Raw genomic sequence first — 22,894 nt, 5'->3', positions numbered from 1 at the left:
GGAAATAATGGTAAATTAAGCAGTCAATTCTTTTCAGTCACTGCTATATCAATGTCAATTAATATCAAAAGCAGTGAAAGTGGGGGTGAAGTATAGATTTGATTTCGTACAGTTAGTAACTTTATAGAAAAATCTCCTCAAACCACTTCCCCTAATCAGCAAGACTCCGGTTAAATCTTACTATACAGAATCCCCATAAAAAAGCCAGATATAACTCAGGATTAAGTCATAGACAAGTCAGAGTTAATTTTACTTCTCCACAGACCTGATGGACGCTTCCAGCTTGTCTAACCTGTAATCTTGGATTTGATTAGCAGCAATCACTTCCTGTCTGATCAGCTTCATTTCTGATTTAATCTCGTTGAGCTTTTCCCGCGCAGCAAACCCCCAATTAGCAGCTAAAGTTCAGTTGGCCTCAAAATAGTCAATAGCGTTACCAACATCATCACCCTTTCATTAATCATGGGTGGTTTTTCTGTGTTCATAAAATCCGCATTAGTAAGGATGTATCAATAATTTTTCAAAAAGCCACTCAATTAAGAGTGGTTTTTATTTTGGGTGTAGAATTGGATTACCCTGAATGGGTTTTTACTACTTGTAGCATATTCATATTAATCGTGCGTAAGTATACAGTAATTGCTCCTGTGAGCCTAAGTATTGCTTTGTTGATGACTGGTTGTAATGAGAGTAAAATCTCTCAGTGTCAACGATTGGTTAAAGTTGTGAATCAAGGGACTTCTTTGATTGATAACAATAAAGGAACACAAGTAACAACTAGCTTGCAACTCTCCAAAGATTTGCAAAATGTCACTAAATCAATTCAAGAATTAAGATTAGCAGATCCCAAACTCCAAGAATTTCAAAGTAGTTTTGCGAAAGTTTTTGATAATCTCAGTCAAGCGATCGCTAAAGCTGCTAATGCTCTGGGTACAACTAAAACAGCAGAAGCTTCTACAGCAGGTAGGGTAAAAATCCAAAAGGCCAGAACAGATATTGACTCAGCATTAACAGCAGCAGCTAAAAGTGCTGGTAAAGAATCAGATACCTTTGGGAATCAGTTAAATGAATACTGTAGTCAATCGCAATGATTTTTGATTTTTTACCCCTCCTGTGGGGAGATATTTGACCATTTTGGGCAATTAATTTATAATCAGTAGGAATTTAAAGATATTTTAAACCTTCCACCCAAAATATTGTATATTTTGGGTTATTTTTTGGCTCTTGGGCAAAAGTTTTACATTTGTGATTAATTGCTAAACAATACAATCACGTAGATCATTAAGAGTAATCATCAATGTCATCGGTTCGAGGGGAGACAAATTAAAACCTAAAGCCAAATAAAAATCCTTAGCTTCTTCAGAAATTGCATGAACAATAATTCCTCTAATGCCAATTGTGTCAGCCGCTTGAAGAACTCGTAAAGCAGCATCACGAAATAAAGCACGTCCTAACCCTTGACCTTGAAAAGAGCTATCTATTGCTAATCGTGCCAAAATTACTACTGGAATGGGGTCAGGCATATTTCGTCGAAATTTACCTACAGCAGATTGTACACTAATCGCTCCAGAAGCAAGAGCATAATATCCAATAACTTTATTATCCGCGCAAATCACAAAAGTTCTAGTTGCACCACTGACTTGATTTGCATAAGCTCGACGTTTTAACCAATCATCAAGAGAGGCAATTCCACAGGAAAAATCAGTACAGGAGTGATGACTAGCCAAGGGTTCAGGGGGTGTGAAATTCATTTCTGTTCCCAAGGGGGAGTTGTTTGCATGGTTTTACGTAAACGTTCATTAGCTTGAGGAGGTGCATCGAGCAAGGCAATAAATTCTGCATAAGCTTCTGGAGTAGCCCAAAAAATAGTTCGTTCCAGTAAAGTTTCTTCGGCTGCATTTCGCGCTGCTGCCAAAATAAAATCAGTTCTATTTTTACCTAGCACTTTGGCAGCCATATCTATCAAATCACGTTCTTCTGGCTTAATGCGTAAGTTGAGGGTGTTGCGTGGAGTTTTGGTTTTTGTTTTGTTGGTCATGGTTGATGTTTTTGAGTTTAATTTGTGATGAGACTATTTTACCATGTTGTAATGACAACGACATTACAGCATTTTGTAAAAAAATGACCATCTGTGAATAAAGGTTTTGCGATCGCACTACCTAACCCAAAACTTTTAAAACATCCTCTTAGATAACCTGATAAATTAAATTTACTTTATACTCGTATATTTCCAGTACAAAAGGATCAATCAATAAAACATATCTTGTGTTTGAGTGTTTGAGATATGTTTCTAATTGAACACGGGCATTGTCATCAATACGAGTATTAGCTGTTTTTACCTCTACTAAAAAATTTATATATCTGCCTATATCCTCCACTAAAAAATCAACTTTTTTGATAGTCTCCTCTATCAAACCATTGTTGTTAAACCTGGAAACTTTAACTTTATACTCTGGATACCAATGAGAATAGCTACTGCGGGGAGGTAAACCTGCCATACGCAGCATCTCTTGAACGAGATGTAAAGAGACGTAAGCCTCATTATTCCATTCTGAAGATAGTTGAGTCATAACCAATGTAGTATTATCTTCATATTAATACATGGTAACATCTATAACATTTTTTTTATACAACAAATTATAAAGTGTTTTTGTCACAAAGGGTGGGCATCTTGCCCGCCCATAAAAAATCCCCCACCTTGCGGCAGGGGATTTTTTTGTTACTTACCTAAAACCAGCAGTCAGGATCAACCGAACTTACCAGCAGTAGAAGCAATGAGGAACGCTGCGTAGGTGACGATGTAGCCAACGGTGAAGTGAGCTAAACCAACCACACGAGCTTGAACGATGGAGAGAGCAACGGGCTTATCTTTCCAGCGAACCAAGTTAGCTAGAGGAGTACGCTCGTGCGCCCAAACCAAGGTTTCGATCAACTCTTGCCAGTAACCTCTCCAAGAGATGAGGAACATGAAACCGGTTGCCCAAACTAGGTGTCCGAAGAGGAACATCCAAGCCCAAACAGACAGGTTGTTCATGCCGTAGGCATTGTAACCGTTGATCAACTGAGCGGAGTTAGCCCAGAGGTAGTCACGGAACCAACCCATTAAGTAGGTGGAGTTTTCGTTGAACTGAGCAACGTTACCTTGCCAAATACCCAGATGTTTCCAGTGCCAGTAGAAAGTTACCCAACCAATGGTGTTTAACATCCAGAACATAGACAGGTAGAAAGCATCCCAAGCGGAGATATCGCAAGTACCGCCACGGCCAGGACCGTCGCAGGGGAACGCATAACCGAAGTCCTTTTTATCGGGCATCAGTTTAGAACCACGAGCATCCAAAGCACCTTTAACAAGTACCAAGGTGGTGGTGTGGATAGCCAAAGCGAAAGCGTGGTGAACCAAGAAGTCGCCAGGACCAATGGTTAGGAACAAGGAGTTTGTTCCAGAGTTGATAGCATCTAACCAGCCAGATAACCAAACGTTACCGTAGTTGGGGTAGGCGGTGTAAGCTATGCTGTCAGGGTTAGACAACAAGGTGTCTAAACCGTAGAGAACTTTACCGTGAGCCGCTTGAATGAACTGAGCAAATACTGGTTCAATCAAGATTTGCTTTTCAGGAGTACCGAAAGCAACTACTACGTCGTTGTGAACGTACAAGCCCAAGGTGTGGAAACCAAGGAATAAGGATACCCAGCTGAGGTGAGAGATGATCGCCTCTTTGTGCTGTAACATCCGGTCTAATACGTTGCCTTTGTTTTGTTCGGGATCGTAGTCACGAACCCAGAAGATTGCGGCGTGTGCAAAAGCACCAACCATTAAGAAACCAGCGATGTACTGGTGGTGGGTGTACAGTGCTGCCTGTGTGGTGTAGTCCTTAGCAATGAAAGCATAAGGAGGCAGAGCGTACATATGTTGAGCAACCAAGGAAGTAATTGTTCCTAACGCAGCCAAAGCCAAAGACAATTGGAAGTGTAAGGAGTTGTTGATGGTATCGTACAAACCTTGGTGGGGCAGGTTAAACTGACCTTCGCTCTTGCTACCGGGAACTAAACCGGACTTGGAGTTGAGCATTTCTTTGATGCTGTGACCAATTCCGAAGTTAGTGCGGTACATATGACCAGCGATGATGAAGATAACAGCGATCGCCAAGTGGTGGTGAGCCATGTCAGTCAACCACAAGGATTCTGTTTGGGGGTGGAAACCGCCCAAGAAGGTGAGGATCGCAGTACCAGCACCAGTGGAAGTACCAAAAAGATGGCCAGCGGTGTCAGGGTTCTGAGCGTAAACACCCCAGTTACCAGTGAAGAAGGGGGTTAAGCCTGCTGGGTGGGGAGCAACGGACAGGAAGTTATCCCAGCCTACGTGGATACCACGAGATTCGGGGATAGCAACGTGAACCAAGTGACCAGTCCAAGCTAAGGAGCTAACACCGAACAAACCAGCCAGGTGGTGGTTCAGACGGGGTTCAGCACTCTTGAACCAAGAGAGGCTAGGACGGAACTTGGGTTGTAAGTGCAACCAACCAGCGAACAGGAACAATGCAGCCAACAGCAACAAGCCCAAAGAACCTACATACAGTTCTTGGTTTGTCCGCATCCCGATGGTGTACCACCAGTGGTAAACACCGGAGTAAGCAATGTTTACAGGATTGCTTGCGCCACCTTGGGTGAAAGCGTCAACTGCTGGTGCGCCGAAGTGGGGGTCCCAAATCGCATGGGCGATAGGACGGACATGAAGGGGATCTTTAATCCACTGTTCAAAGTTACCTTGCCAGGCTACGTGGAACAGGAGGCTGGAAGCCCACAAGAAAATGATTGCCAAGTGACCGAAGTGAGTGGCGAAAATCTTTTGGTAAAGATTTTCTTCTGTCATGCCATCGTGGCTCTCAAAGTCATTGCCCATTGCGATCGCATACCAAATGCGCCGCGTAGTTGGGTCCTGTGCGAGATCCTGGCTAAATTTTGGAAATTTTGTTGCCATAGGGTTGATGATTCCTCTGACCTTTAGCCATTGCTATCACTGCTACCAGTGAAATTTTGGATTTTGGGTTGGAGATTGATCCAAAACCCAAAATATTCACTGAAATTTTTTAACCTACTGAAAGGATGTGTGCGTGGAAGAATGCCCAAGTAGTAGCTATTCCTCCAAGTAGATAGTGAGCTACACCTACTGCCCGACCTTGAGTGATGCTCAATGCACGGGGTTGAATAGTAGGAGCTACTTTCAGTTTATTATGCGCCCAGACGATAGACTCAATTAATTCTTGCCAGTAGCCACGACCACTGAACAGGAACATTAAGCTGAATGCCCAAACGAAGTGAGCGCCTAAGAACATGAGTCCGTAAGCGGACAGTTCACTACCGTAGGAGTTGATTACTTGTGTAGCTTGCGCCCACAGGAAGTCACGTAACCAACCATTGATGGTGATCGCACTTTGTGCAAAGTTGTCACCTGTGATATGACTTACCACACCATCATCTACTGTACCCCATACATCAGACTGCATTTTCCAACTGAAGTGGAAAATTACAATTGACAAGGAGTTATACATCCAGAACAGTCCCAAGAATACATGGTCCCAACCTGAAACTTGGCAAGTACCACCACGGCCTGGACCGTCGCAAGGGAAGCGGAAGCCTAAGTTAGCTTTGTCTGGAATCAAACGAGAACTGCGAGCGTACAGTACACCTTTAAGCAGAATCAGCACCGTCACGTGAATGGTGAAGGCGTGAATGTGGTGAATCATGAAGTCGGCTGTACCTAAAGGAATTGCAGCAGCAGCTACTTTTCCGCCTACAGCTAACACACCACCGCCAAACACATAACTTACTGCTTCTAGAGCGTTAGGTGCGGTTGTTCCTGGTGCTAAGTGGTGTAGGTTTTGTACCCACTGAGCAAACACTGGTTGCAATTGAATTGCAGCATCAGAGAACATATCTTGGGGACGACCCAATGCTCGCATTGTGTCGTTGTGGATGTACAAACCAAAGCTGTGGAAGCCGAGGAAAATACAAACCCAGTTTAAGTGAGAGATGATAGCATCACGGTGACGAATCACGCGATCCAATACGTTGTTTTGGTTAACAACGGGATCATAATCACGCACCATGAAGATCGCTGCGTGAGCAGCACCACCCACAATCAAGAAGCCACCGATCCAAATATGGTGAGTGAAGATACACAACTGAGTAGCGTAGTCAGTTGCCAAATAAGGATAGGGGGGCATCGCGTACATATGATGCGCGATGATGATTGTCAAGGAACCCAAGAAGGCCAGGTTGGTAGCCAACTGAGCGTGCCAAGAGGTGGTCAAGTTTTCATAAAGTCCTTTGTGGCCTTCGCCTGTGAAAGGACCTTTGTGGTTTTCTAGGATATCTTTGATGCTGTGACCGATACCCCAGTTGGTGCGGTACATATGACCGGCAATGATGAACAGTACAGCGATCGCCAAGTGGTGATGAGCAATGTCAGTCATCCACAAACCGCCTGTTACTGGGTTCAATCCGCCTTTGAAGGTCAGAATGTCAGCATAAGTTCCCCAGTTCAAGGTGAAGAAAGGTGCTAAACCACTAGCAAAGCTGGGATACAACTCTGTGATTAAGTCTTTGTTCAAAATGAACTCATGGGGCAAGGGGATGTCCTTAATGGCAACACCAGCGTCTAATAGCTTGTTAACTGGTGCGGACACATGGATTAAGTGACCTGTCCATCCCAAAGAACCGCAACCTAGCAATACTGATAGGTGGTGATTCAACATTGACTCCACGTTCTGGAACCATTCCAGTTTGGGAGCGCGTTTGTGGTAATGGAACCAACCAGCGAACAGGAACAAGCCCGCTAATACTAAGCCGCCAATGGCAGTTACGTATAGTTGGAAGGAGCTAGTGATACCCCAGCCACGCCATACTTGGAACAAGCCAGAGGTGATTTGAATGCCGTGGAAACCACCGCCCATATCACCGTTTAAAATATCTTGTCCCACAATAGGCCAAACTGTTTGGGCGCTGGGCTTGACTCCTAATGGATCAGCCAGCCAAGCTTCATAGTTGGAGAACTTAGCGCCGTGGAATAACATTCCGCTTAACCAAATCGTCACTACAGCCAAGTGGCCAAAGTGGGCGGAGAAGATTTTGCGAGAAATGTCTTCTAAGTCGCTTGTATGTGTATCGAAGTCATGGGCGAGGGCGTGCAGGTCCCAAATCCAGGTGGTGGTTTTTGGTCCTTTAGCTAAGGTTCTGTCGAAGTGTCCTGGTTTTGCCCATTTCTCAAATGAGGTGGGTACAGGATCGTTATCAACGATGACTCTTGCTTTTTTCTCCTCTCGCTCCGGAGGACTAATCGTCATTCGACCTCCTCTGTGAATAGGGAATGAGGAATCATGTACACCACAGAGTGAATTTCACTCTTTGTCCCCAGTTGTTTTTTGGGGACCTGTGGATTTGTTGTTTCTGTTGAATTATAGAGTCTGTACTTGTACTTTGTTGGAGACATTTTAACAATAATTCAAAATCGCCAGATTTATTGTCATATCTGCCTTTTTATATTCAAAGCTATTGTAAAAAAGTCAATACTTTTTCTATTAAATTTACAAACTATAACAATTCTTAAAACTTATGCTTAATCTTCAATCCTGCCGTAAATCATAATTTTGGAACTGAATATGTTGCTTATGCTGAAATTTAAATCTGTAAATTTAGTGATAAATATTACTTAATTTTCATATTTTTCATCTTTATGTAAAGATATGAACCAAATTTTCTGTAAATCACAAAGTTACAACAGCTTGCCGTTTTCAGCAGTCAGCTTGCAGCAGCATAACCATTGATATGTAAGGCTTTTTGATGCAAATTTGTAACTAAGTAACCTGCAATTTGCTGTATATTCCAGTCTGGGTTCATGGTATCTGGGGTGTAGGGTGTAAAGTGTAGTTAATAAATTTTGCTGAATAAAATCATAGGTATAACAGCATGAAATATAAGCAACATCAAGCTTTTTATGAAACATCAAAAAATAGTTTACCTATCTTTAAGTGGCTATTGACTTTGGTGCTGGTTTTATGTTTAAGTAGTTGTGCTGATAAAGCTAGTGGAAAAAATGTATCTATTAATAATCAAAAACCAGTTGCTGAAATTGCCCAAGTTGCTCGTAACTTTTCAGAAGCTGCTCCTCCAGAGCTAATACAAGAACTACGAGGAGATTTGGAAAGTTATCAACCACAAGTAACAATACTTACGCCTACAGCAGATGAGATCATTGAAGATAATACTGTTACAGTCAGTTTTCAGGTTAAGGACTTACAAATTTTTAAAGATCCCAAATGGCAACTAGGACCACATCTGCACGTAATTCTTGACAATCAACCTTATATAGCTGTTTATGACTTAAATAAGCCTTTAGTTTTCTCAGACTTGTCCGCAGGTACTCATACTTTGCGTGTATTTGCGTCTCGTCCTTGGCATGAAAGCTTTAAAAATGAAGGTGCTTATGCCCAAACCACATTTCACGTCTTTACGAAAACGGACGATAACAACCCTGACCCTAATTTACCTCTTCTCACCTATAGTCGTCCTAATGGTAGTTATGGTGCAGAACCAATTATGTTGGATTTTTACCTAACTAACGCGCCTTTGCATCTTATGGCTGAAGATCATCCTGAAGACACATTGAGCGATTGGCGTATTCGTTGCACAATTAATGGTGAAAGTTTTATTTTTGACCGCTGGCAAACAGTCTACCTCAAAGGGTTTAAACCTGGTAAAAACTGGGTAGAACTAGAATTTCTCGATAACCAAGGCAACCCAGTAAAAAATGTCTTTAATAGTACAGTAAGAGTGATTAATTACCAACCGGGTGGTAAAGATACTCTCTCAAAAATGGTAAGAGGGGAACTCACGGCTGATGAAGTGCGTGGTATTGTAGATCCAAATTACACAGTTGAGATTCCTGTTACTGAACCTACACCTACTGTAACGCCCAAAGTCGAAATAACACCACCTCAACCACAGGTAGAACCCAATAGGGAAAAACCAACAGTTCCAGAAATTGAAGTTTCTCCTATTCCTCAACCCAAAGTAGAACCCAAAGTAGAAACAACTCCTATTCCAGAAATTGAAGTTTCTCCTATTCCTCAACCCAAAGTAGAACCCAAAGTAGAACCCAAAGTAGAAACAACTCCTATTCCAGAAATTGAAGTTTCTCCTATTCCTCAACCCAAAGCAGAACCCAAAGTAGAACCCAAGACGGAAAAACCTGTAGTTCCGGAAATTGAAGTTTCTCCTACTCCTCAACCCAAAGTAGAACCCAAAACGGAAAAACCTGTAGTTCCGGAAATTGAAGTTTCTCCTACTCCTCAACCCAAAGTAGAACCCAAAGTAGAACCCAAAACGGAAAAACCTGTAGTTCCGGAAATTGAAGTTTCTCCTACTCCTCAACCCAAAGTAGAACCCAAAGTAGAACCCAAGACGGAAAAACCTGTAGTTCCAGAAATTGAAGTTTCTCCTACTCTTCAACAACAGGTAGAACCCAAAGTAGAAAAAACCCCTATTCCTGAAATTGAAATTCGTAAAACACCCGCTGACTCATTAGAAACAGAGGAGTTGAAACCAGAAACAACAGAAAAAACGGGATTAAACAGATTAAGTGAGTATTTTAAGAATCGAAATGTAATTAAACCCGAAGAAAACAATTAACTAAAAATACTCAGTTGCAAATTTTGGGATAAAGTTTCCATCAAGGTCAGACCAGCTACAGAATTGCCTATACTATCTAAAGCAGGACTGTAGCTGGCTATAGCTCCTTTATCTGGTACTATTGTGATCAATGCTCCACTAATACCCGATTTCATGGGTAAACCAATTTTGACTGCATATTGAGGAGAAGCTTCATATAGTCCACAAGTTAACATTACAGCGTTAACAATTTGGCGATGTTGGGAACTTATGAAACTGCTTGCACAAGCTAGGAGTTTTCCTAATTTCGCTAAATCTTCCACCGTGCCAGAAATACAGCATATTTGCTCGTAAGTGTCAAGAGCCAATTCAATATTTTCAATGTGTTGAGTTTGGTAGAGATATTGAGCGATCGCCACATTTATCTGAGAACGAGTAGCACGCACAGAAGCCAACATTTCTAAATCTAAATATAGTTGACTACCTGCTAATTTATTCAACCACTGACAAAACAACTGAGTGCGATGATTTCCATTTTTACCTGGTAACTTATCAGCTAAAGTAATAGCACCACTATTAATCATCGGGTTGCGGGGTTTTCCACTATCAGTCATTAACTGTTCTAAAGAATTAAAAGGCATTGCTGAAGGTTCAACACCAACCCAGTTTAAAACATTTTCCGTTCCTAAATGTTCCAACAGATATAGGAAAGAAAAAGGTTTAATAACACTCATCAAAGGAAATATACAAGCGTTATCTCCCAAAGTGTAATTTTCTCCTGACTGACAGCAGATATGAACAGCAAACCAATAAGGGTTAGCTACAGATAAAATGGGGATGCGTTGAATAACACTTCCTTGTGCTGCTAGGGTTTTCGCTTGTTGAACCCAGAGAGATAAATGATTTATATTGATGTCTTCGAGTTTACCCAAAACCTTGATATTAGCCTAAATTTAAAATATACAATTTTCGATTGTATCACTTTTAACAGTCCATGCAAAAAACCTAAACCTGAAAACCTAGACAAAATCTAACTCGTTTAATGATAAATTATGAATTATAAATTATAAATTATAAATTAGTATGACTCCTTGTGTTAGAGCGCCAGAATTACCAGAAAATTACCCTTGGTTAAATACAGATAAACCTTTATCTCTAAAAGCACTCAAGGGTAAAATAATTATTTTAGACTTTTGGACATACTGCTGTATTAACTGTTTGCACATATTACCAGACTTAAAATATTTAGAACGTCAATATCAAGATAGTCTAACAGTTATTGGTGTTCACTCTGGTAAATTTGACAATGAGAAAGAAATTGAAAATGTCCGTCAAGCAATATTGCGTTATGACATTGAACACCCGATTTTAGTTGATAGTGATTTTCGCGTTTGGGAACATTATACTATCAAAGCTTGGCCTACTTTAATTATTATTGATACTCAAGGATATATAAGAGGACAATTTTCCGGTGAAGGACATTTAACAACTATTGAAAATCTGATAATTCAGCTTTTACAGGAAAATCAAAATCATTTCAATTTCCAAAGATTAGAATTTACTTTGGAAAAACAAGATCAACAATTTACACCTTTGGCTTTTCCTGGTAATGTGTTAGCAACTTCGGATGGTTTATTTATTGCTGACTCTGGACATCATCGGATAATTATGAGTACCTTAGAAGGGGAAGTGATTCATGTTATAGGGACAGGAAAGCGGGGTTTTAAAGATGGTAATTTTCAAAGTTGTGAATTTTCTGCACCTCAAGGAATGACTTATGATATTGACAGTAAAATTCTCTATGTTGCTGATACAGAAAATCATCTTTTAAGAAAAATTGATCTGCAAAAACAAATAGTAGAAACTATTGCAGGAACAGGTAAACAAAGTTATGTTATCTACCCTCATGGTGGTAAAGCTTTGGAAATAGAATTAAATTCACCTTGGGATCTCGTTAAATTAGGTAATTTGATTTTTATTACAATGGCTGGAAATCATCAAATTTGGCAAATGAATTTATTAACAAATACCATTCATACTTATGCTGGTACTGGTGCAGAAGGTTGTGTAGATGGTAGTTTTCAAGAATGTGCATTTGCTCAACCTAGTGGGATAACTACCAATGGTAAAGAGTTGTTTATTGCTGATAGCGAAACCAGTTCTATTCGTGGTGTAGAAATATCAGAAAATGTTAAGGTGAGAACTATTTGCGGTAGTGGGATGTTATTTGGTTTTGGTGATGAAGATGGAATAGGGGAGAATGTGCGTTTACAGCATTGTTTGGGTGTAGAATATTTTAATCATCAGCTTTTCATTGCCGATACATATAATCATAAAATCAAAGTTGTAAATCTGAGTAATGAAGAGTGTAAAACAATTTTATTAAGTGATGAAAATGAAAGTTTTTATGAACCTTCTGGTTTAAGTTATTTTCAAGATTGTCTCTATATTTGTGATACAAATAATCATGTTATTAAAAAAATTAACTTGAATAACTTAGAGGTAAAGAAAATTGAATTTTTGGGTTTATGTGCGCCTGGTGCGTGTTTTAGAGAGTGAGACTTTTAAAAACGCAGATCAAAATCATCAAAATAGATGATTAAAAAAAAGTAATATTATGATATAATTATATTTTTATAATTATCTCTGTGTCCTCTGTGCCTCTGCGATTAGTTAAAAAGATGAAAAATCAAACATTTAACACCCAAGAATACATCAAACAAACTTCCTTATTGCTAAAACTAAAAATTAATCAAGAATATGAACCAGGAGTTATAAAAAACTTTGAAAGCATCACAACCATAGCAGAAATAATAAATAATTTTCCCCTACCAGAAGAAATTGAAATATCCCCCATATTTGAACCATGAATGACGCTGTAAACATAGCTAAAAATATCTTATCTGGTAAAATTAGCGCCATCGAAGTTACTCAAACAGCGTTAGCAAAAATTGCTGCTAGAAACCTGGAATTAAACTGTTTTACCGAAATTACCACAGAAACAGCTTTAAAAGATGCGGCAAATATTGACCAAGAAATTGCTAAAGGTAAAAATCCTGGTATATTAGCTGGTGTACCTTTTGCTGTAAAAAACTTATTTGATGTTGCTGGTTTAACAACTTTAGCAGGGGCAAAAATTAACGCCGAAAATTCAACCGCTACCCAAGATGCAACTGCTATTACTAGGTTGAAAAAAGCAGGTGCGGTGTTAGTGGGTGCGTTGAATATGGATGAATATGCTTATGGGTTTGTTACTGAAAACGCCCATTATGGTACTACTTATAACCCCTATGACTTACAACGAATAGCGGGAGGTTCTTCTGGTGGTTCTGCTGCTGCGGTTGCTGGGGGTTTAGTTCCTTTTTCCTTAGGTTCAGATACGAATGGTTCTATTCGTGTTCCTGCGGCTTTATGTGGTATTTTTGGTTTTAAACCTACTTATGGCAGGTTATCCCGTGCAGGTGTAAAATTATTTTCTAGCAGTTTAGATCACATTGGTCATTTTGCAACTTCTGTGAGAGATATTGCGACAATATTTGATGTTTTACAAGGTGAAGATGAGCAAGATCCGGTTTGTACAAAACGTCCTATTGATTTATGTTTACCACAAATAAATAATGATATTTCTGGGATTAAAATTGCGATCGCAGATGATTATTTTACCCAAAAAGCAGAACCAGCAGCTTTAGCAGCAGTAGCAAAAGTTGCTCATGCTTTAAATGTGACTGAATATGTCACAATACCAGAAGCGGAAATAGCTCGTGCTGCGGCGTTTGTAATTACAGCTTGTGAAGGTGCAAATCTGCATTTAGAAAAATTAAAATCCCGTCCGCAAGATTTTGATCCAGCAACGCGAGATAGATTTTTAGCTGGTGCTTTAATTCCTAATTCCTGGTATATCCAAGCTCAACGTTTTAGAAGATGGTATAGAGATCAAGTGAGGGCAATATTTGAAAATGTAGATATAATTATTGCCCCAACAACTCCAATTTATGCCCCATTAATTGGACAAAAAACGATGATTTTAGATGGTGAAGAAATTATTGTCCGTCCACATTTAGGGCTGTTTACTCAACCATTGTCTTTTATTGGTTTACCGGTTTTATCAGTACCAATTAAGGAGAAAAATTCTCTACCTTTAGGAGTACAATTAATAGCTGCACCCTATAATGAAGCTTTAATTTTACGAGTTGCGGCATTTTTGGAAGCACAGGGTATTGTTTCTGGTGGTTTACGTTCCTAATATCAAAGCAAAAAGGCTGAAATATCAACAATAATAACTAATTGCTCATTGATGAAAAGTCATGAAATCATAAGTACCCCTTCTTTTGCTTCTGCATAGGATAAGATTTTTATATTGAGAAATTTCAAAATCGCGTTACAATCATTAAAGCTTAAATTAGTTAATTAGCTGATTCAGCTTTTAGCTAACTCCAACCATCTATACTATTCCCAAACTTGGGAAATTATATGTTACAGCTAGTAATTACTGTTTTTGTACTGCTTTTAGGTTCAGCATTGTGTTCTGCTACAGAAACGGCGCTGTTATCTGTTCCAACATTGAGAGTTCGACAATTAGCGGAATTAAAAAAACCTGCCGCAGTTGCACTTCTAGCGATTCGTGAAAACATGAATCGGCCTATTGCCACAATAGTAATCCTCAATAATATTTTCAACATTATTGGCAGTATTATCACAGGTAGTATTGCAACTCAAGTATTAGGAGATAGATGGCTTGGTATATTTTCGGGAATATTAACTTTTCTGATTATTATTTTTGGAGAAATTATACCCAAGACAATTGGTGAGAGATATTCTGAACAAATTGCTATACTCACAGCCATACCTGTAACGGGAATTTCTCTGGCTTTTACACCCTTAGTTTGGATTTTAGAAAATGTCACTGCACCTTTTTCTCAAGGGATAAAAAGACCAACAACCAACGAAGCAGAAATCAAATTATTAGCAAATATTGGTCAACAAGAAGGTATAATCCAAAGTGATGAAGCAGAAATGATTCAGAGGGTGTTCAGATTAAATGATGTGACAGCATCTGATTTAATGACACCCCAGATCATGATGACATATATACGTGGTAATGTTACCTTGGCAGAGGCTAAAGCAGATATTATTGCTTCCCAACATACCCGAATTATTGTTATTGATGAATCTATTGATCAAGTGATGGGATTTGCTTTAAAACAGAGTTTACTTACAGCAATGGTGGAAGGAAGTGGTGAACGAAAAATTGCTGATTTAGCTAGAAAAGTGCGCTTTGTTCCTGAGATCATTCGTGCTGACAAACTGCTCAAAAATTTTATAGAATCCCATGAACATCTAGCAGTGGTAGTAGATGAATATGGATGTGTTGCTGGTGTGATTACTTTGGAAGATGTGCTAGAGGTAATAACTGGTGAAATTGTAGATGAGACTGATAAAACCGTCGATTTACAAGAAATTGCTAGGAAGAAACGAGCAAAAATGTTGCAGTCTATCAATACTCTTTATGTTAAGGAAAAACCTGATAACTATGATCTAAAAATAGGAAACACAAATTAATTTAAAATTCAAAATTTTTGCAAATAGGCTACGTGAACAAATTTAACATCCAGGAATTAAACATTTGCCATTTTCCCGTAGGTTGGGTTGAACGAAGTGAAACCCAAATTAAACTCAACGTATTTGTTGGGTTTCGTTCCATTGCTTCGCAACGCTAACGCGAACAACCCAACCTACAAATCAAGATATTTTTGATTTTGACGAAGGTATTGATCCTTGAACTCCTTTATCCTCACGACAAGACTTTTTCAGCAACCCCCAATTAGCATTTGTTCACTAAATTGAAGAGATGAGATTGAAAACCAACTCATCTCTTCAAAAGTCAAAGACTATGAAATCAGCAAAAGTCAATTAGCGAATAAATCTAAATCTGTAACTGCGCCGACACTACTAGAGGCTACGAGTTTGGCATATTTAGCTAACACACCTTTAGTATAGCGGGGTGGACGGGGTTGCCAGTTGGCACGACGACGGGCTAATTCTTCATCAGATACATTGATCTGTAATAACCGCGCATTAGCGTCAATGGTGATGCTATCGCCTTCTTCTACCAAGGCAATATTACCACCAACTGCGGCTTCTGGGGCGACGTGACCAACTACCATCCCGTAAGTACCACCGGAAAAACGCCCATCGGTGATTAAACCCACGGAGTCGCCTAAACCTGCACCAATAATAGCAGAGGTGGGAGCGAGCATTTCCCGCATTCCTGGACCGCCTTTTGGTCCTTCGTAACGGACAATTACCACATCCCCAGCTTTGATTTTCTTAGCCAAAATTGCATCTAAACAAGATTCTTCTGATTCAAATACTCTCGCAGGTCCGGTAATGGCTGGTTTTTTCACCCCGGTAATTTTAGCAACTGCACCTTCAGTAGCTAGGTTGCCTTTGAGAATGGCTAGGTGTCCTTGAGCATACATGGGGTTATTCCAAGGACGAATCACATCTTGATCTGGTGATGGTTCGTCAGGGATATCTGCTAAAACTTCGGCTACAGTTTGTCCTGAGATGGTGAGACAATCACCATGTAACAGGCCATGAACTAAGAGCATTTTCATGACTTGGGGAATACCACCGGCTTTGTGTAAGTCTGTGGCTACATATCTACCACTGGGTTTTAAGTCACAGATGACAGGAACACGGCCGCGAATGGTTTCAAAGTCGTCTAAAGTGAGTTCTACACCTGCGGCACGGGCGATCGCCAGAAAATGTAAAACTGCATTGGTAGAACCACCCACAGCCATAATTACAGAAATGGCGTTTTCTATAGATTTACGGGTGATAATTTGCCGGGGTAATATTTGCTTACGGATAGCTTCTACTAAAACGGCTGCTGATTTGGCGGTACTTTCGGCTTTTTCTTCATCTTCTGCCGCCATTGTGGAGGAATAGGGTATACTCATGCCCATTGCTTCAAAGGCTGAGGACATGGTGTTAGCTGTAAACATTCCTCCGCAAGAACCAGCACCGGGACAAGCGTTACGTTCTACTGCTAAAAGTTCTTCTTCGTTAATTTTACCGGCGCTGTGTTGACCTACAGCTTCAAAAGAACTGACAACGGTTAAGTCTTGACCGTCATATTTTCCGGGTTTGATTGTGCCACCATATACAAATATGGCGGGGATGTTCATGCGTGCCATTGCCAACATAGCACCGGGCATATTTTTATCACAACCACCAATGGCCAGCACACCGTCCATACTTTGCCCACTACAAGCGGTTTCGATAGAATCGGCGATGACTTCCCGTGAAACTAGGGAATATTTCATCCCTTCTGTTCCCATTGAAATACCATCACTGATGGTAATAGTACCGAAAATCTGGGGCATTGCACCCGCTTCTCTGACACCAATTTCTGCTCTTTGGGCGAGTTTGTTAATCCCCATATTACATGGGGTGATGGTGCTGTAACCATTGGCAATACCGACAATGGCTTTGTTAAAATCTTCATCTTGGAAACCAACTGCCCGTAACATAGCCCGGTTAGGCGATCGCTGCACCCCTTGAGTAACTACTTTACTTCTTAAATTTTCTGCCATTTTTATTGATTCCTTCTGTACCATGATCGCTATGATGGCGATTTTTGTATGTTTTGTAGGTTTTGTAGATTTTGTAGATTTTGTAGATATTTATTCTCTCAAAAAGTGGTCATTGGTTATTAGTTTCTTAGTTATTGATTTATTAATGATTGGCTTATTAGTCATTGGTGATTATTTATGTATCAAATAAGTAGTCGTGTAAAATAAATTTTATAGTTAAATTTTATAGTTAAATTTTATAGTTAAATCTTATAGTTAGGACAGAGAACAGGGAATGGGCAATAGGTAAGGAATACAGACATTTTGTTTTCACTCAGTTTGCACTCAATAGACATCTGGTGGTAATTCAATGTGCATAACCTGAAACCCTTGTAGAGACGTTAGGTTTTTGTAGATTATTAGTTTCATTTTATACTTTTTGAAAGACCTCTTACATAAAAAATAAAAAATAAAAAATATACAAAAAAATATACAAAAAAATATACAAAAAAATATACAAAAAAATATACTTCTTATCAAAACAGTGTCACAACTATTATCGTATAATTAGATTCAAATATATATAGTGTTATCGAAGTAATCTGTGTGGGAGTAGTATACATAGGCGATCGCGCAACAGGCAAGACTCACTTAGCACTAGAGTTAGCCAACCCCGATGGTGAATATGTCAAAGTTAGTAATCTCGATTATGACAATCTGAGATTGTTATTGCTGGATGAAAACTACCAAGGCAAGCCCACGGATGCAGTAGCACCATACAAACGTAACTTAAATATGAATGTGCGATTACCATCTGGAAACAAGCAGGTTTTAGTAGATTGGATTGATACAGGGGGCGAGGTATGGCGGAAAAGTTGGCAAAAAGATAATTCTGATCGGTGGATTCAATTTTTAGATCCTATTCGCAACAGTGAAGGACTATTACTCATTCTTCCACCCCATCGGGGGATGAGTTTTCAAACTGGTGTGGATGTAGAACAGTTTCCCACACAAAAACAATGGTGTAATCGTTTTGAAAGATGGGTAACATTTTTTCATCAACAATGTCCAAAAGTCAGACATTTGGCTATTTGTATCAACAAAGCTGATTTATTTTGTGATTTATCCACAGAAGGGGCAAAACTAGCTTATAAACCTTATGGTAATTCTTGGAATTGGCAACAACGACATAGTTATGTTTTACAAAAATATTTTCGTCCGATTTATTCCCAGATAGAAAAATTAAATCAAGGTATTGATGGCGCTTCTGTGCGGTGTTTTATTACATCTATTTACCATCGGAGTTTATTAGAATTACCGTGGATTTATTTGGGAAGTTTTTTAGCTAAATAGGTGTAAATGATGTAGATGTTTGAAAATAACAAAAATTTGAAAAATCATTAAAAAGGTGTAACATGGGCAATATTCATATAATTGGACCACAGGCTTCAGGAAAAACTACTTATTTAGCAGCTTTGGCTTATCAACCAAGTAAAGCAGCTTGGAGAAAGAAAAATTTTAAAGTTCAAGCATTAAATGAAGAAACCAAAGAACTAGCAGATAAGGCAGAAAATATTATTGTAGAAGGCGCGTCTTTAGAACCTACTATCAAATATGTTACAACCATTGATGATTTAAAAGTTTACTCATTTTTGATTGAGATTGAAAGAAAATGGCAAAAACCAGAGAAAATTAATTTAGCAGTACGAGACTATCCAGGAGAAGTTTTTAAAGACTTAGAATATGTATCTGCTGATCCACTCCATGAAGAATTTATGAATGAGTGTTTAAGTAAAGATACTCAAGGGTGTTTGATTTTGTTAACTGAGTGGAAACAAGGAACAGATAAATTTTATAAACGAGTTTTCAAAAGGTTTATAGATTTAATGGATAAACAAGAAAGATTGCAGGATTTACGGTTAGCCGTAGCTATGAGTAAATGTGAAAGGGGTGAACTGTGGCCTGGTAGGTTAGATCCAGAAAATGATTTATTTGCCATTCATTTTCCAGACACCCTGACATTTTTAAAAGACAATATTCCCAGTAAAAACTTACAGTTTTATGCTATTTCCACCTTTGGGGTTTTACACAGTAAAGATCCGCGACCAAATCGCAAAGAAGAATTAGGAAAACAGGACAGATATTCTGTTTTAAGAGAGACTGAAAAATGGTCTCCCTATGGAATGATTTCCCCTCTCTATTGGTTGAGTACAGGTAAGAGGATGAAAGAAAATGCTTAATTTATTTAAAAAGCAAAATCAGCCCCCATTACAAAGTAGTGTAGTGTTGCGAGTGATAGGCGATCGCGCTTCTGGAAAAACCTCATATATGGCTTCTTTAGCACGGTGGCCAAATGCTGATCCTGACAGTCCAGTGCAAGCTGTAACTGCTGTAGATGAAGGTGGAGAAGACCTGATCGCTAAAGCTCAAAATATCTTAGAACAAGGGTTAGAATTAGAAAAAACTAGGTTAGAAAATATATCACACCTTCCAGATTGCACTTTGCAAATAAGTCTGAAAGAGAAAAAAATAGGTTCTCCATTGTTTAACCTGAATATCAGTTCTAAAGATTATTCAGGAGAATTTTTTGATGACCTATTACATCAAAGTCAAAATCCCCAATTGGAGGAATATTTAGAAGATTGTTTACAAGCTAATGGTATAATGTTTTTAGTTGATGGTAGTAGTCGGCGAAAAGACTTAGAATATGCCAATGGTTTAGATAAATTGTTGTTAGCACTGGATCGGAATGATATCAATGGCAGTAAGCGGCGCATTGCCTTAGTTTTGAATAAATGTGAACAATCTGATTTATGGGTAAATCGAGATAAACCAGGATTTTTAGCATCAGCGCGGTTTCCCCAAGTTTGCCGAAAATTGCAATCATGGCAACAAATGGGAGGAGGAGAGATAGAATTTTTTACAGCTTCGGCTTTTGGGATGTTGGGTAATAAATATCCCGAACCAAATGTTAACTTATTAAATAGGAGTAGAGGAGGAGTGAGAGCAGTAATTAAAAATCCTAAACTGTGGCGACCTTTTGGTTTAGTTGCGCCCATTTATTGGCTGGCTAAAGGTTCACGTCATCCACAATTAGATCATGTATGAAAGCAGATCGCTTTTTGACCTCTCCCTTACCCTCTCCTGTTAGGAGAGGGAACTAAAACGGAAAATTCAAAGCCTCTCTCCTACAAGGAGAGAGGTTTGGAGAGAGGTCTTTCAATCAACTTTCTAAACATCCTCTGACATCAAGGTAAAAAGAGAAAACATGAATTTACAAAATAATAAACACGAAATCGAAATTCACGAATTTAGTACAGGTATTCACATTCAAAAACGGGATAATGGTTGGGTGTCCTTGGGTTTTACGGGACAATATATGAACGCTACTACCCCTATTCCTACAGTTGTAGAAAGGTCTATTGCTAATGAAGAATTTGCTTTAACTGAAGGTTCATCTAGTGAAAAACCGGCAATTATTGGGCGGGTTGTAGGAAGTGGTGATGATGCTTGGTCTGTGATGGCTGTTGTCACACGAGGACAGGATGAAGTGGGACGCAGTGCGGCTTTTTATCGTTATTTTTTGTGTAAGGGAAAAGATAATTTATGGATTATATTAGCTTGGTGGGAACAAAATAAAAGACCGAGATTTAACCCTTTAGATTTTAAAGGTAGTCCTCATTTATTTAGGGTAGAAACTCCTCAACGTCATCTCACAAAAGAAGATGAATCTTTAGTATTTGCACAACAACAACTTGAACAACAACAACCGATAGTTTTACCAGTAGAAAAGCCACGTGATTTATATACTCTTAACATCTTAGCCATTAAAAAATTTAACTCATGTAAAAATGGTTTACCTGTATCTTGGGCGTTTAATGTAGAAGCACTGGTAAAACCGGAACGTTTTCAAGTAATTCAACCAGCATCACAAAAAGCTTATGATGGATTAAAACGAGCTATTGCTAATACTGCTCAGGTTATGTCTACAATAAATGTTGATGAAGCGGCGTTAAAATCTGCTATTCGCAGTTTAATGAATAGTTCTAATGTCAAACCGGAAGCGGTGGGGGTAATAGTTGAAGGGTTAGAAAATGAGCAAGTTACTCCTGAATATTGGGAGAATTTATTTAATGCTCAAGGTGCGGATAAAGCGGTTAAGCAAAAAATTTATAGTCCGCAAATGGTAAGATTGATGACACTAAGAGCTATTGTTATTCCAGAGACTTTACCGCAGTTTTTGGCATGGTTGAATATTCAACCTGGTAAAAAACCTGATGAAAATCAAATAGTGTCTTTAGAGTTTCAAAAAGCTATTCGGAAAGAATTTCCTAAAGAACAACTCTCAGCAGGAATTAGATATTTATTACCTAATTTATTAAATAAGACAATATCGGTAGATAGCCTTAGTTGGTTGTTAGCGATGGAAGGTAGTGCTTGGGTTTATGCTCAAAAGGAATTTTTTAATGATATTAAATATGATTTACAATTAATTCATGATCATTGTTCTAATTCTAATAACTTATACCCAAATTCTGTTCTTAAAAGTCAAATTAAAACTCAAAATGATTCATGGCAAAATAATTTGAAATGTGAAAAGGAAATTTGGGAAACGTTAATACACAATTGGAAAGGTATTCAACAAAGACTCTATATAATCGAAGGATATCAACCTTTAGCTGAATTATTTGAAAATTTCAAAGAATATGATTTAGCTGCATATTTTTATCAAATCCAAGAGGGAGAAGTCAAAAAAGATTTATTTGATCTAGTAACTGATGCACCATACCGTCGCCGATCTTCATCTGTTGTTTTTGGTTTAAGTCTTGTACGAAAAAAGAATTTAATTGATCATGCCTTTGATTTTATTATTTTTATTGTGGAGTATGATATGAAACTTGGATTGGTTGTTCCTCTTTCCCTAGTAATCTTAGTTAGTGGTTGGTTTATCGGTACAAAAACTTGGCAATCTTATACTAGTGCAACTGATATTGAAAAATCTTTGTGTAGTAAGACTTTTAACGATCCTCAAGAGAACAAAGACTGTCAGGTTATATTGCGAAATAATGACAAATTGACAGGTAGTGGCATTTATCCTTTTAATGAAATCAAGACATTAATTCCAGCGATTGTAAATGATGTTGTTGAGGAAAAAATTAACACACCAACATCAACACCAACACCAACACGACGATCACGAACAACACCAACACCAACACCAGTAGATCAAAACCAGATAAAAGAAAAAGTCTCAAGGAAGCTAGAGGAAATCTTAAACAAATCAATATCAGAAAGAGAACCTAAACTTAAGTACGCGGATTTATCCCCTGATAAAGAACCAACAGACTTAGCGACTCAACAGCAATGGGTGAGAGCAATTTATATTTATCAAATTAACAACAAGATACCATATCAAAAAATCGCAGTTAATAATGGTGAAAAACCTAAATGTTTCTTGTGGATTTTCTGTCCTAAGAAAGAGGATTCTAATAACCAAACTGTTGAGGTAAAAAACTCTAAGCTTTATGAAAAGTTGACAGAAGATATTAAATAGAAAGTCAATGCTAAATCCTTTACAAAGGGGGACTAAGGAGGGTATTTCAAGGATTACAAATAATGAGTGCGATCGCTTGTGTTACCCTTTTACCCCACCC

Annotated in this window: 18 protein-coding genes; 11 read left to right on the top strand and 7 right to left on the bottom strand. The window is 38.7% G+C overall.

The window, feature by feature from the left end; genetic code table 11:
• The first annotated feature begins 608 nt into the window (after positions 1-608).
• The gene (locus tag IQ237_RS15385; RefSeq protein WP_190648959.1) at positions 609-1,088 is read left to right on the top strand and encodes a hypothetical protein; all 480 of its coding nucleotides are present in this window, start codon (positions 609-611) and stop codon (positions 1,086-1,088) included.
• 165 nt (positions 1,089-1,253) lie between these two features.
• On the opposite strand, the gene IQ237_RS15380 is transcribed toward IQ237_RS15385, so the two are convergent.
• The 5 genes from IQ237_RS15380 to psaA form a co-directional block, all read right to left on the bottom strand.
• On the bottom strand, positions 1,254-1,748 hold the full coding sequence (locus IQ237_RS15380; protein ID WP_194056637.1) for a GNAT family N-acetyltransferase: 495 nt from the start codon (positions 1,746-1,748) through the stop codon (positions 1,254-1,256).
• Positions 1,745-2,035: a DUF1778 domain-containing protein gene (locus IQ237_RS15375; protein WP_194056635.1), complete on the bottom strand. Its 291-nt coding sequence runs from the start codon at positions 2,033-2,035 to the stop codon at positions 1,745-1,747. Before IQ237_RS15375 ends, IQ237_RS15380 begins: the two co-directional genes overlap by 4 nt.
• A gap of 148 nt (positions 2,036-2,183) precedes the next feature.
• Positions 2,184-2,567 carry a hypothetical protein gene (locus IQ237_RS15370; RefSeq protein WP_194056633.1) on the bottom strand — a complete coding sequence of 128 codons (384 nt, stop codon included), beginning with the start codon at positions 2,565-2,567 and terminating at the stop codon, positions 2,184-2,186.
• A 176-nt stretch (positions 2,568-2,743) separates the two neighbouring features.
• Positions 2,744-4,975, bottom strand: a complete 2,232-nt coding sequence (gene psaB, locus IQ237_RS15365) for a photosystem I core protein PsaB (RefSeq protein ID WP_194056631.1) — start codon at positions 4,973-4,975, stop codon at positions 2,744-2,746.
• A gap of 109 nt (positions 4,976-5,084) precedes the next feature.
• Entirely contained in the window at positions 5,085-7,340 is a 2,256-nt protein-coding gene (gene psaA, locus IQ237_RS15360; protein ID WP_137667720.1) for a photosystem I core protein PsaA, read from the bottom strand.
• A gap of 622 nt (positions 7,341-7,962) precedes the next feature.
• Here psaA and IQ237_RS15355 point away from each other — a divergent pair.
• Complete coding sequence (locus IQ237_RS15355; RefSeq protein ID WP_194056629.1) at positions 7,963-9,684, top strand: hypothetical protein; 1,722 nt, start codon at positions 7,963-7,965, stop codon at positions 9,682-9,684.
• On the opposite strand, the gene glsA is transcribed toward IQ237_RS15355, so the two are convergent.
• Positions 9,681-10,595 (bottom strand): glutaminase A, encoded by a 915-nt coding sequence (gene glsA, locus IQ237_RS15350; RefSeq protein WP_194056627.1) that lies wholly within the window; start codon positions 10,593-10,595, stop codon positions 9,681-9,683. The genes IQ237_RS15355 and glsA overlap by 4 nt on opposite strands.
• 151 nt (positions 10,596-10,746) lie before the next feature.
• On the opposite strand from glsA, the gene IQ237_RS15345 reads away from it, so the two are divergent.
• The 4 genes from IQ237_RS15345 (at position 10,747) to IQ237_RS15330 (ending at position 15,222) form a co-directional block, all read left to right on the top strand.
• The gene (locus tag IQ237_RS15345; RefSeq protein ID WP_194056625.1) at positions 10,747-12,222 is read left to right on the top strand and encodes a thioredoxin-like domain-containing protein; all 1,476 of its coding nucleotides are present in this window, start codon (positions 10,747-10,749) and stop codon (positions 12,220-12,222) included.
• Positions 12,223-12,344: 122 nt separating this feature from the next.
• Entirely contained in the window at positions 12,345-12,533 is a 189-nt protein-coding gene (locus IQ237_RS15340) for a DUF4089 domain-containing protein (RefSeq protein ID WP_194056623.1), read from the top strand.
• Complete coding sequence (locus tag IQ237_RS15335; RefSeq protein ID WP_194056621.1) at positions 12,530-13,906, top strand: AtzE family amidohydrolase; 1,377 nt, start codon at positions 12,530-12,532, stop codon at positions 13,904-13,906. The genes IQ237_RS15340 and IQ237_RS15335 overlap by 4 nt, the downstream gene beginning before the upstream one ends.
• Before the next feature lie 227 nt (positions 13,907-14,133).
• On the top strand, positions 14,134-15,222 hold the full coding sequence (locus tag IQ237_RS15330) for a hemolysin family protein (RefSeq protein ID WP_194056619.1): 1,089 nt from the start codon (positions 14,134-14,136) through the stop codon (positions 15,220-15,222).
• Positions 15,223-15,569: 347 nt separating this feature from the next.
• On the opposite strand, the gene ilvD is transcribed toward IQ237_RS15330, so the two are convergent.
• On the bottom strand, positions 15,570-17,261 hold the full coding sequence (ilvD, locus tag IQ237_RS15325) for a dihydroxy-acid dehydratase (RefSeq protein ID WP_194056617.1): 1,692 nt from the start codon (positions 17,259-17,261) through the stop codon (positions 15,570-15,572).
• A gap of 22 nt (positions 17,262-17,283) precedes the next feature.
• Between ilvD and IQ237_RS15320 the strand changes: the two genes are divergently transcribed.
• From IQ237_RS15320 to IQ237_RS15300, 5 genes are all read left to right on the top strand, one after another.
• The gene (locus tag IQ237_RS15320) at positions 17,284-17,451 is read left to right on the top strand and encodes a hypothetical protein (protein WP_228020335.1); all 168 of its coding nucleotides are present in this window, start codon (positions 17,284-17,286) and stop codon (positions 17,449-17,451) included.
• A gap of 395 nt (positions 17,452-17,846) precedes the next feature.
• On the top strand, positions 17,847-18,593 hold the full coding sequence (locus IQ237_RS15315; RefSeq protein WP_194056613.1) for a hypothetical protein: 747 nt from the start codon (positions 17,847-17,849) through the stop codon (positions 18,591-18,593).
• Positions 18,594-18,655: 62 nt separating this feature from the next.
• On the top strand, positions 18,656-19,480 hold the full coding sequence (locus IQ237_RS15310; RefSeq protein ID WP_194056611.1) for an ATP-binding protein: 825 nt from the start codon (positions 18,656-18,658) through the stop codon (positions 19,478-19,480).
• Complete coding sequence (locus tag IQ237_RS15305; RefSeq protein ID WP_194056609.1) at positions 19,473-20,348, top strand: GTPase domain-containing protein; 876 nt, start codon at positions 19,473-19,475, stop codon at positions 20,346-20,348. The genes IQ237_RS15310 and IQ237_RS15305 overlap by 8 nt, the downstream gene beginning before the upstream one ends.
• A gap of 160 nt (positions 20,349-20,508) precedes the next feature.
• Entirely contained in the window at positions 20,509-22,794 is a 2,286-nt protein-coding gene (locus IQ237_RS15300; protein WP_194056607.1) for a hypothetical protein, read from the top strand.
• Positions 22,795-22,894: the final 100 nt, after the last annotated feature.

It is taken from the genome of Sphaerospermopsis sp. LEGE 08334 (assembly GCF_015207205.1).
Taxonomy (GTDB): Bacteria; Cyanobacteriota; Cyanobacteriia; order Cyanobacteriales; family Nostocaceae; genus Sphaerospermopsis.
The sequence above is the reverse complement of the archived record's forward strand: the minus strand, read 5'-3'. Positions and strand labels throughout refer to the sequence as shown.

What these genes read in the sequence shown, in the direction of transcription:
- IQ237_RS15375 (WP_194056635.1), bottom strand. Translation starts at nt 2,035, where the DNA reads ATGACCAACAAAACAAAAACCAAAACTCCACGCAACACCCTCAACTTA.
- ilvD (WP_194056617.1), bottom strand. Translation starts at nt 17,261, where the DNA reads ATGGCAGAAAATTTAAGAAGTAAAGTAGTTACTCAAGGGGTGCAGCGA.
- IQ237_RS15335 (WP_194056621.1), top strand. Translation starts at nt 12,530, where the DNA reads ATGAATGACGCTGTAAACATAGCTAAAAATATCTTATCTGGTAAAATT.
- IQ237_RS15340 (WP_194056623.1), top strand. Translation starts at nt 12,345, where the DNA reads ATGAAAAATCAAACATTTAACACCCAAGAATACATCAAACAAACTTCC.
- IQ237_RS15300 (WP_194056607.1), top strand. Translation starts at nt 20,509, where the DNA reads ATGAATTTACAAAATAATAAACACGAAATCGAAATTCACGAATTTAGT.
- IQ237_RS15380 (WP_194056637.1), bottom strand. Translation starts at nt 1,748, where the DNA reads ATGAATTTCACACCCCCTGAACCCTTGGCTAGTCATCACTCCTGTACT.
- IQ237_RS15345 (WP_194056625.1), top strand. Translation starts at nt 10,747, where the DNA reads ATGACTCCTTGTGTTAGAGCGCCAGAATTACCAGAAAATTACCCTTGG.
- psaA (WP_137667720.1), bottom strand. Translation starts at nt 7,340, where the DNA reads ATGACGATTAGTCCTCCGGAGCGAGAGGAGAAAAAAGCAAGAGTCATC.
- psaB (WP_194056631.1), bottom strand. Translation starts at nt 4,975, where the DNA reads ATGGCAACAAAATTTCCAAAATTTAGCCAGGATCTCGCACAGGACCCA.
- IQ237_RS15305 (WP_194056609.1), top strand. Translation starts at nt 19,473, where the DNA reads ATGCTTAATTTATTTAAAAAGCAAAATCAGCCCCCATTACAAAGTAGT.
- IQ237_RS15310 (WP_194056611.1), top strand. Translation starts at nt 18,656, where the DNA reads ATGGGCAATATTCATATAATTGGACCACAGGCTTCAGGAAAAACTACT.
- IQ237_RS15355 (WP_194056629.1), top strand. Translation starts at nt 7,963, where the DNA reads ATGAAATATAAGCAACATCAAGCTTTTTATGAAACATCAAAAAATAGT.
- IQ237_RS15330 (WP_194056619.1), top strand. Translation starts at nt 14,134, where the DNA reads ATGTTACAGCTAGTAATTACTGTTTTTGTACTGCTTTTAGGTTCAGCA.
- IQ237_RS15320 (WP_228020335.1), top strand. Translation starts at nt 17,284, where the DNA reads ATGATCGCTATGATGGCGATTTTTGTATGTTTTGTAGGTTTTGTAGAT.
- IQ237_RS15370 (WP_194056633.1), bottom strand. Translation starts at nt 2,567, where the DNA reads ATGACTCAACTATCTTCAGAATGGAATAATGAGGCTTACGTCTCTTTA.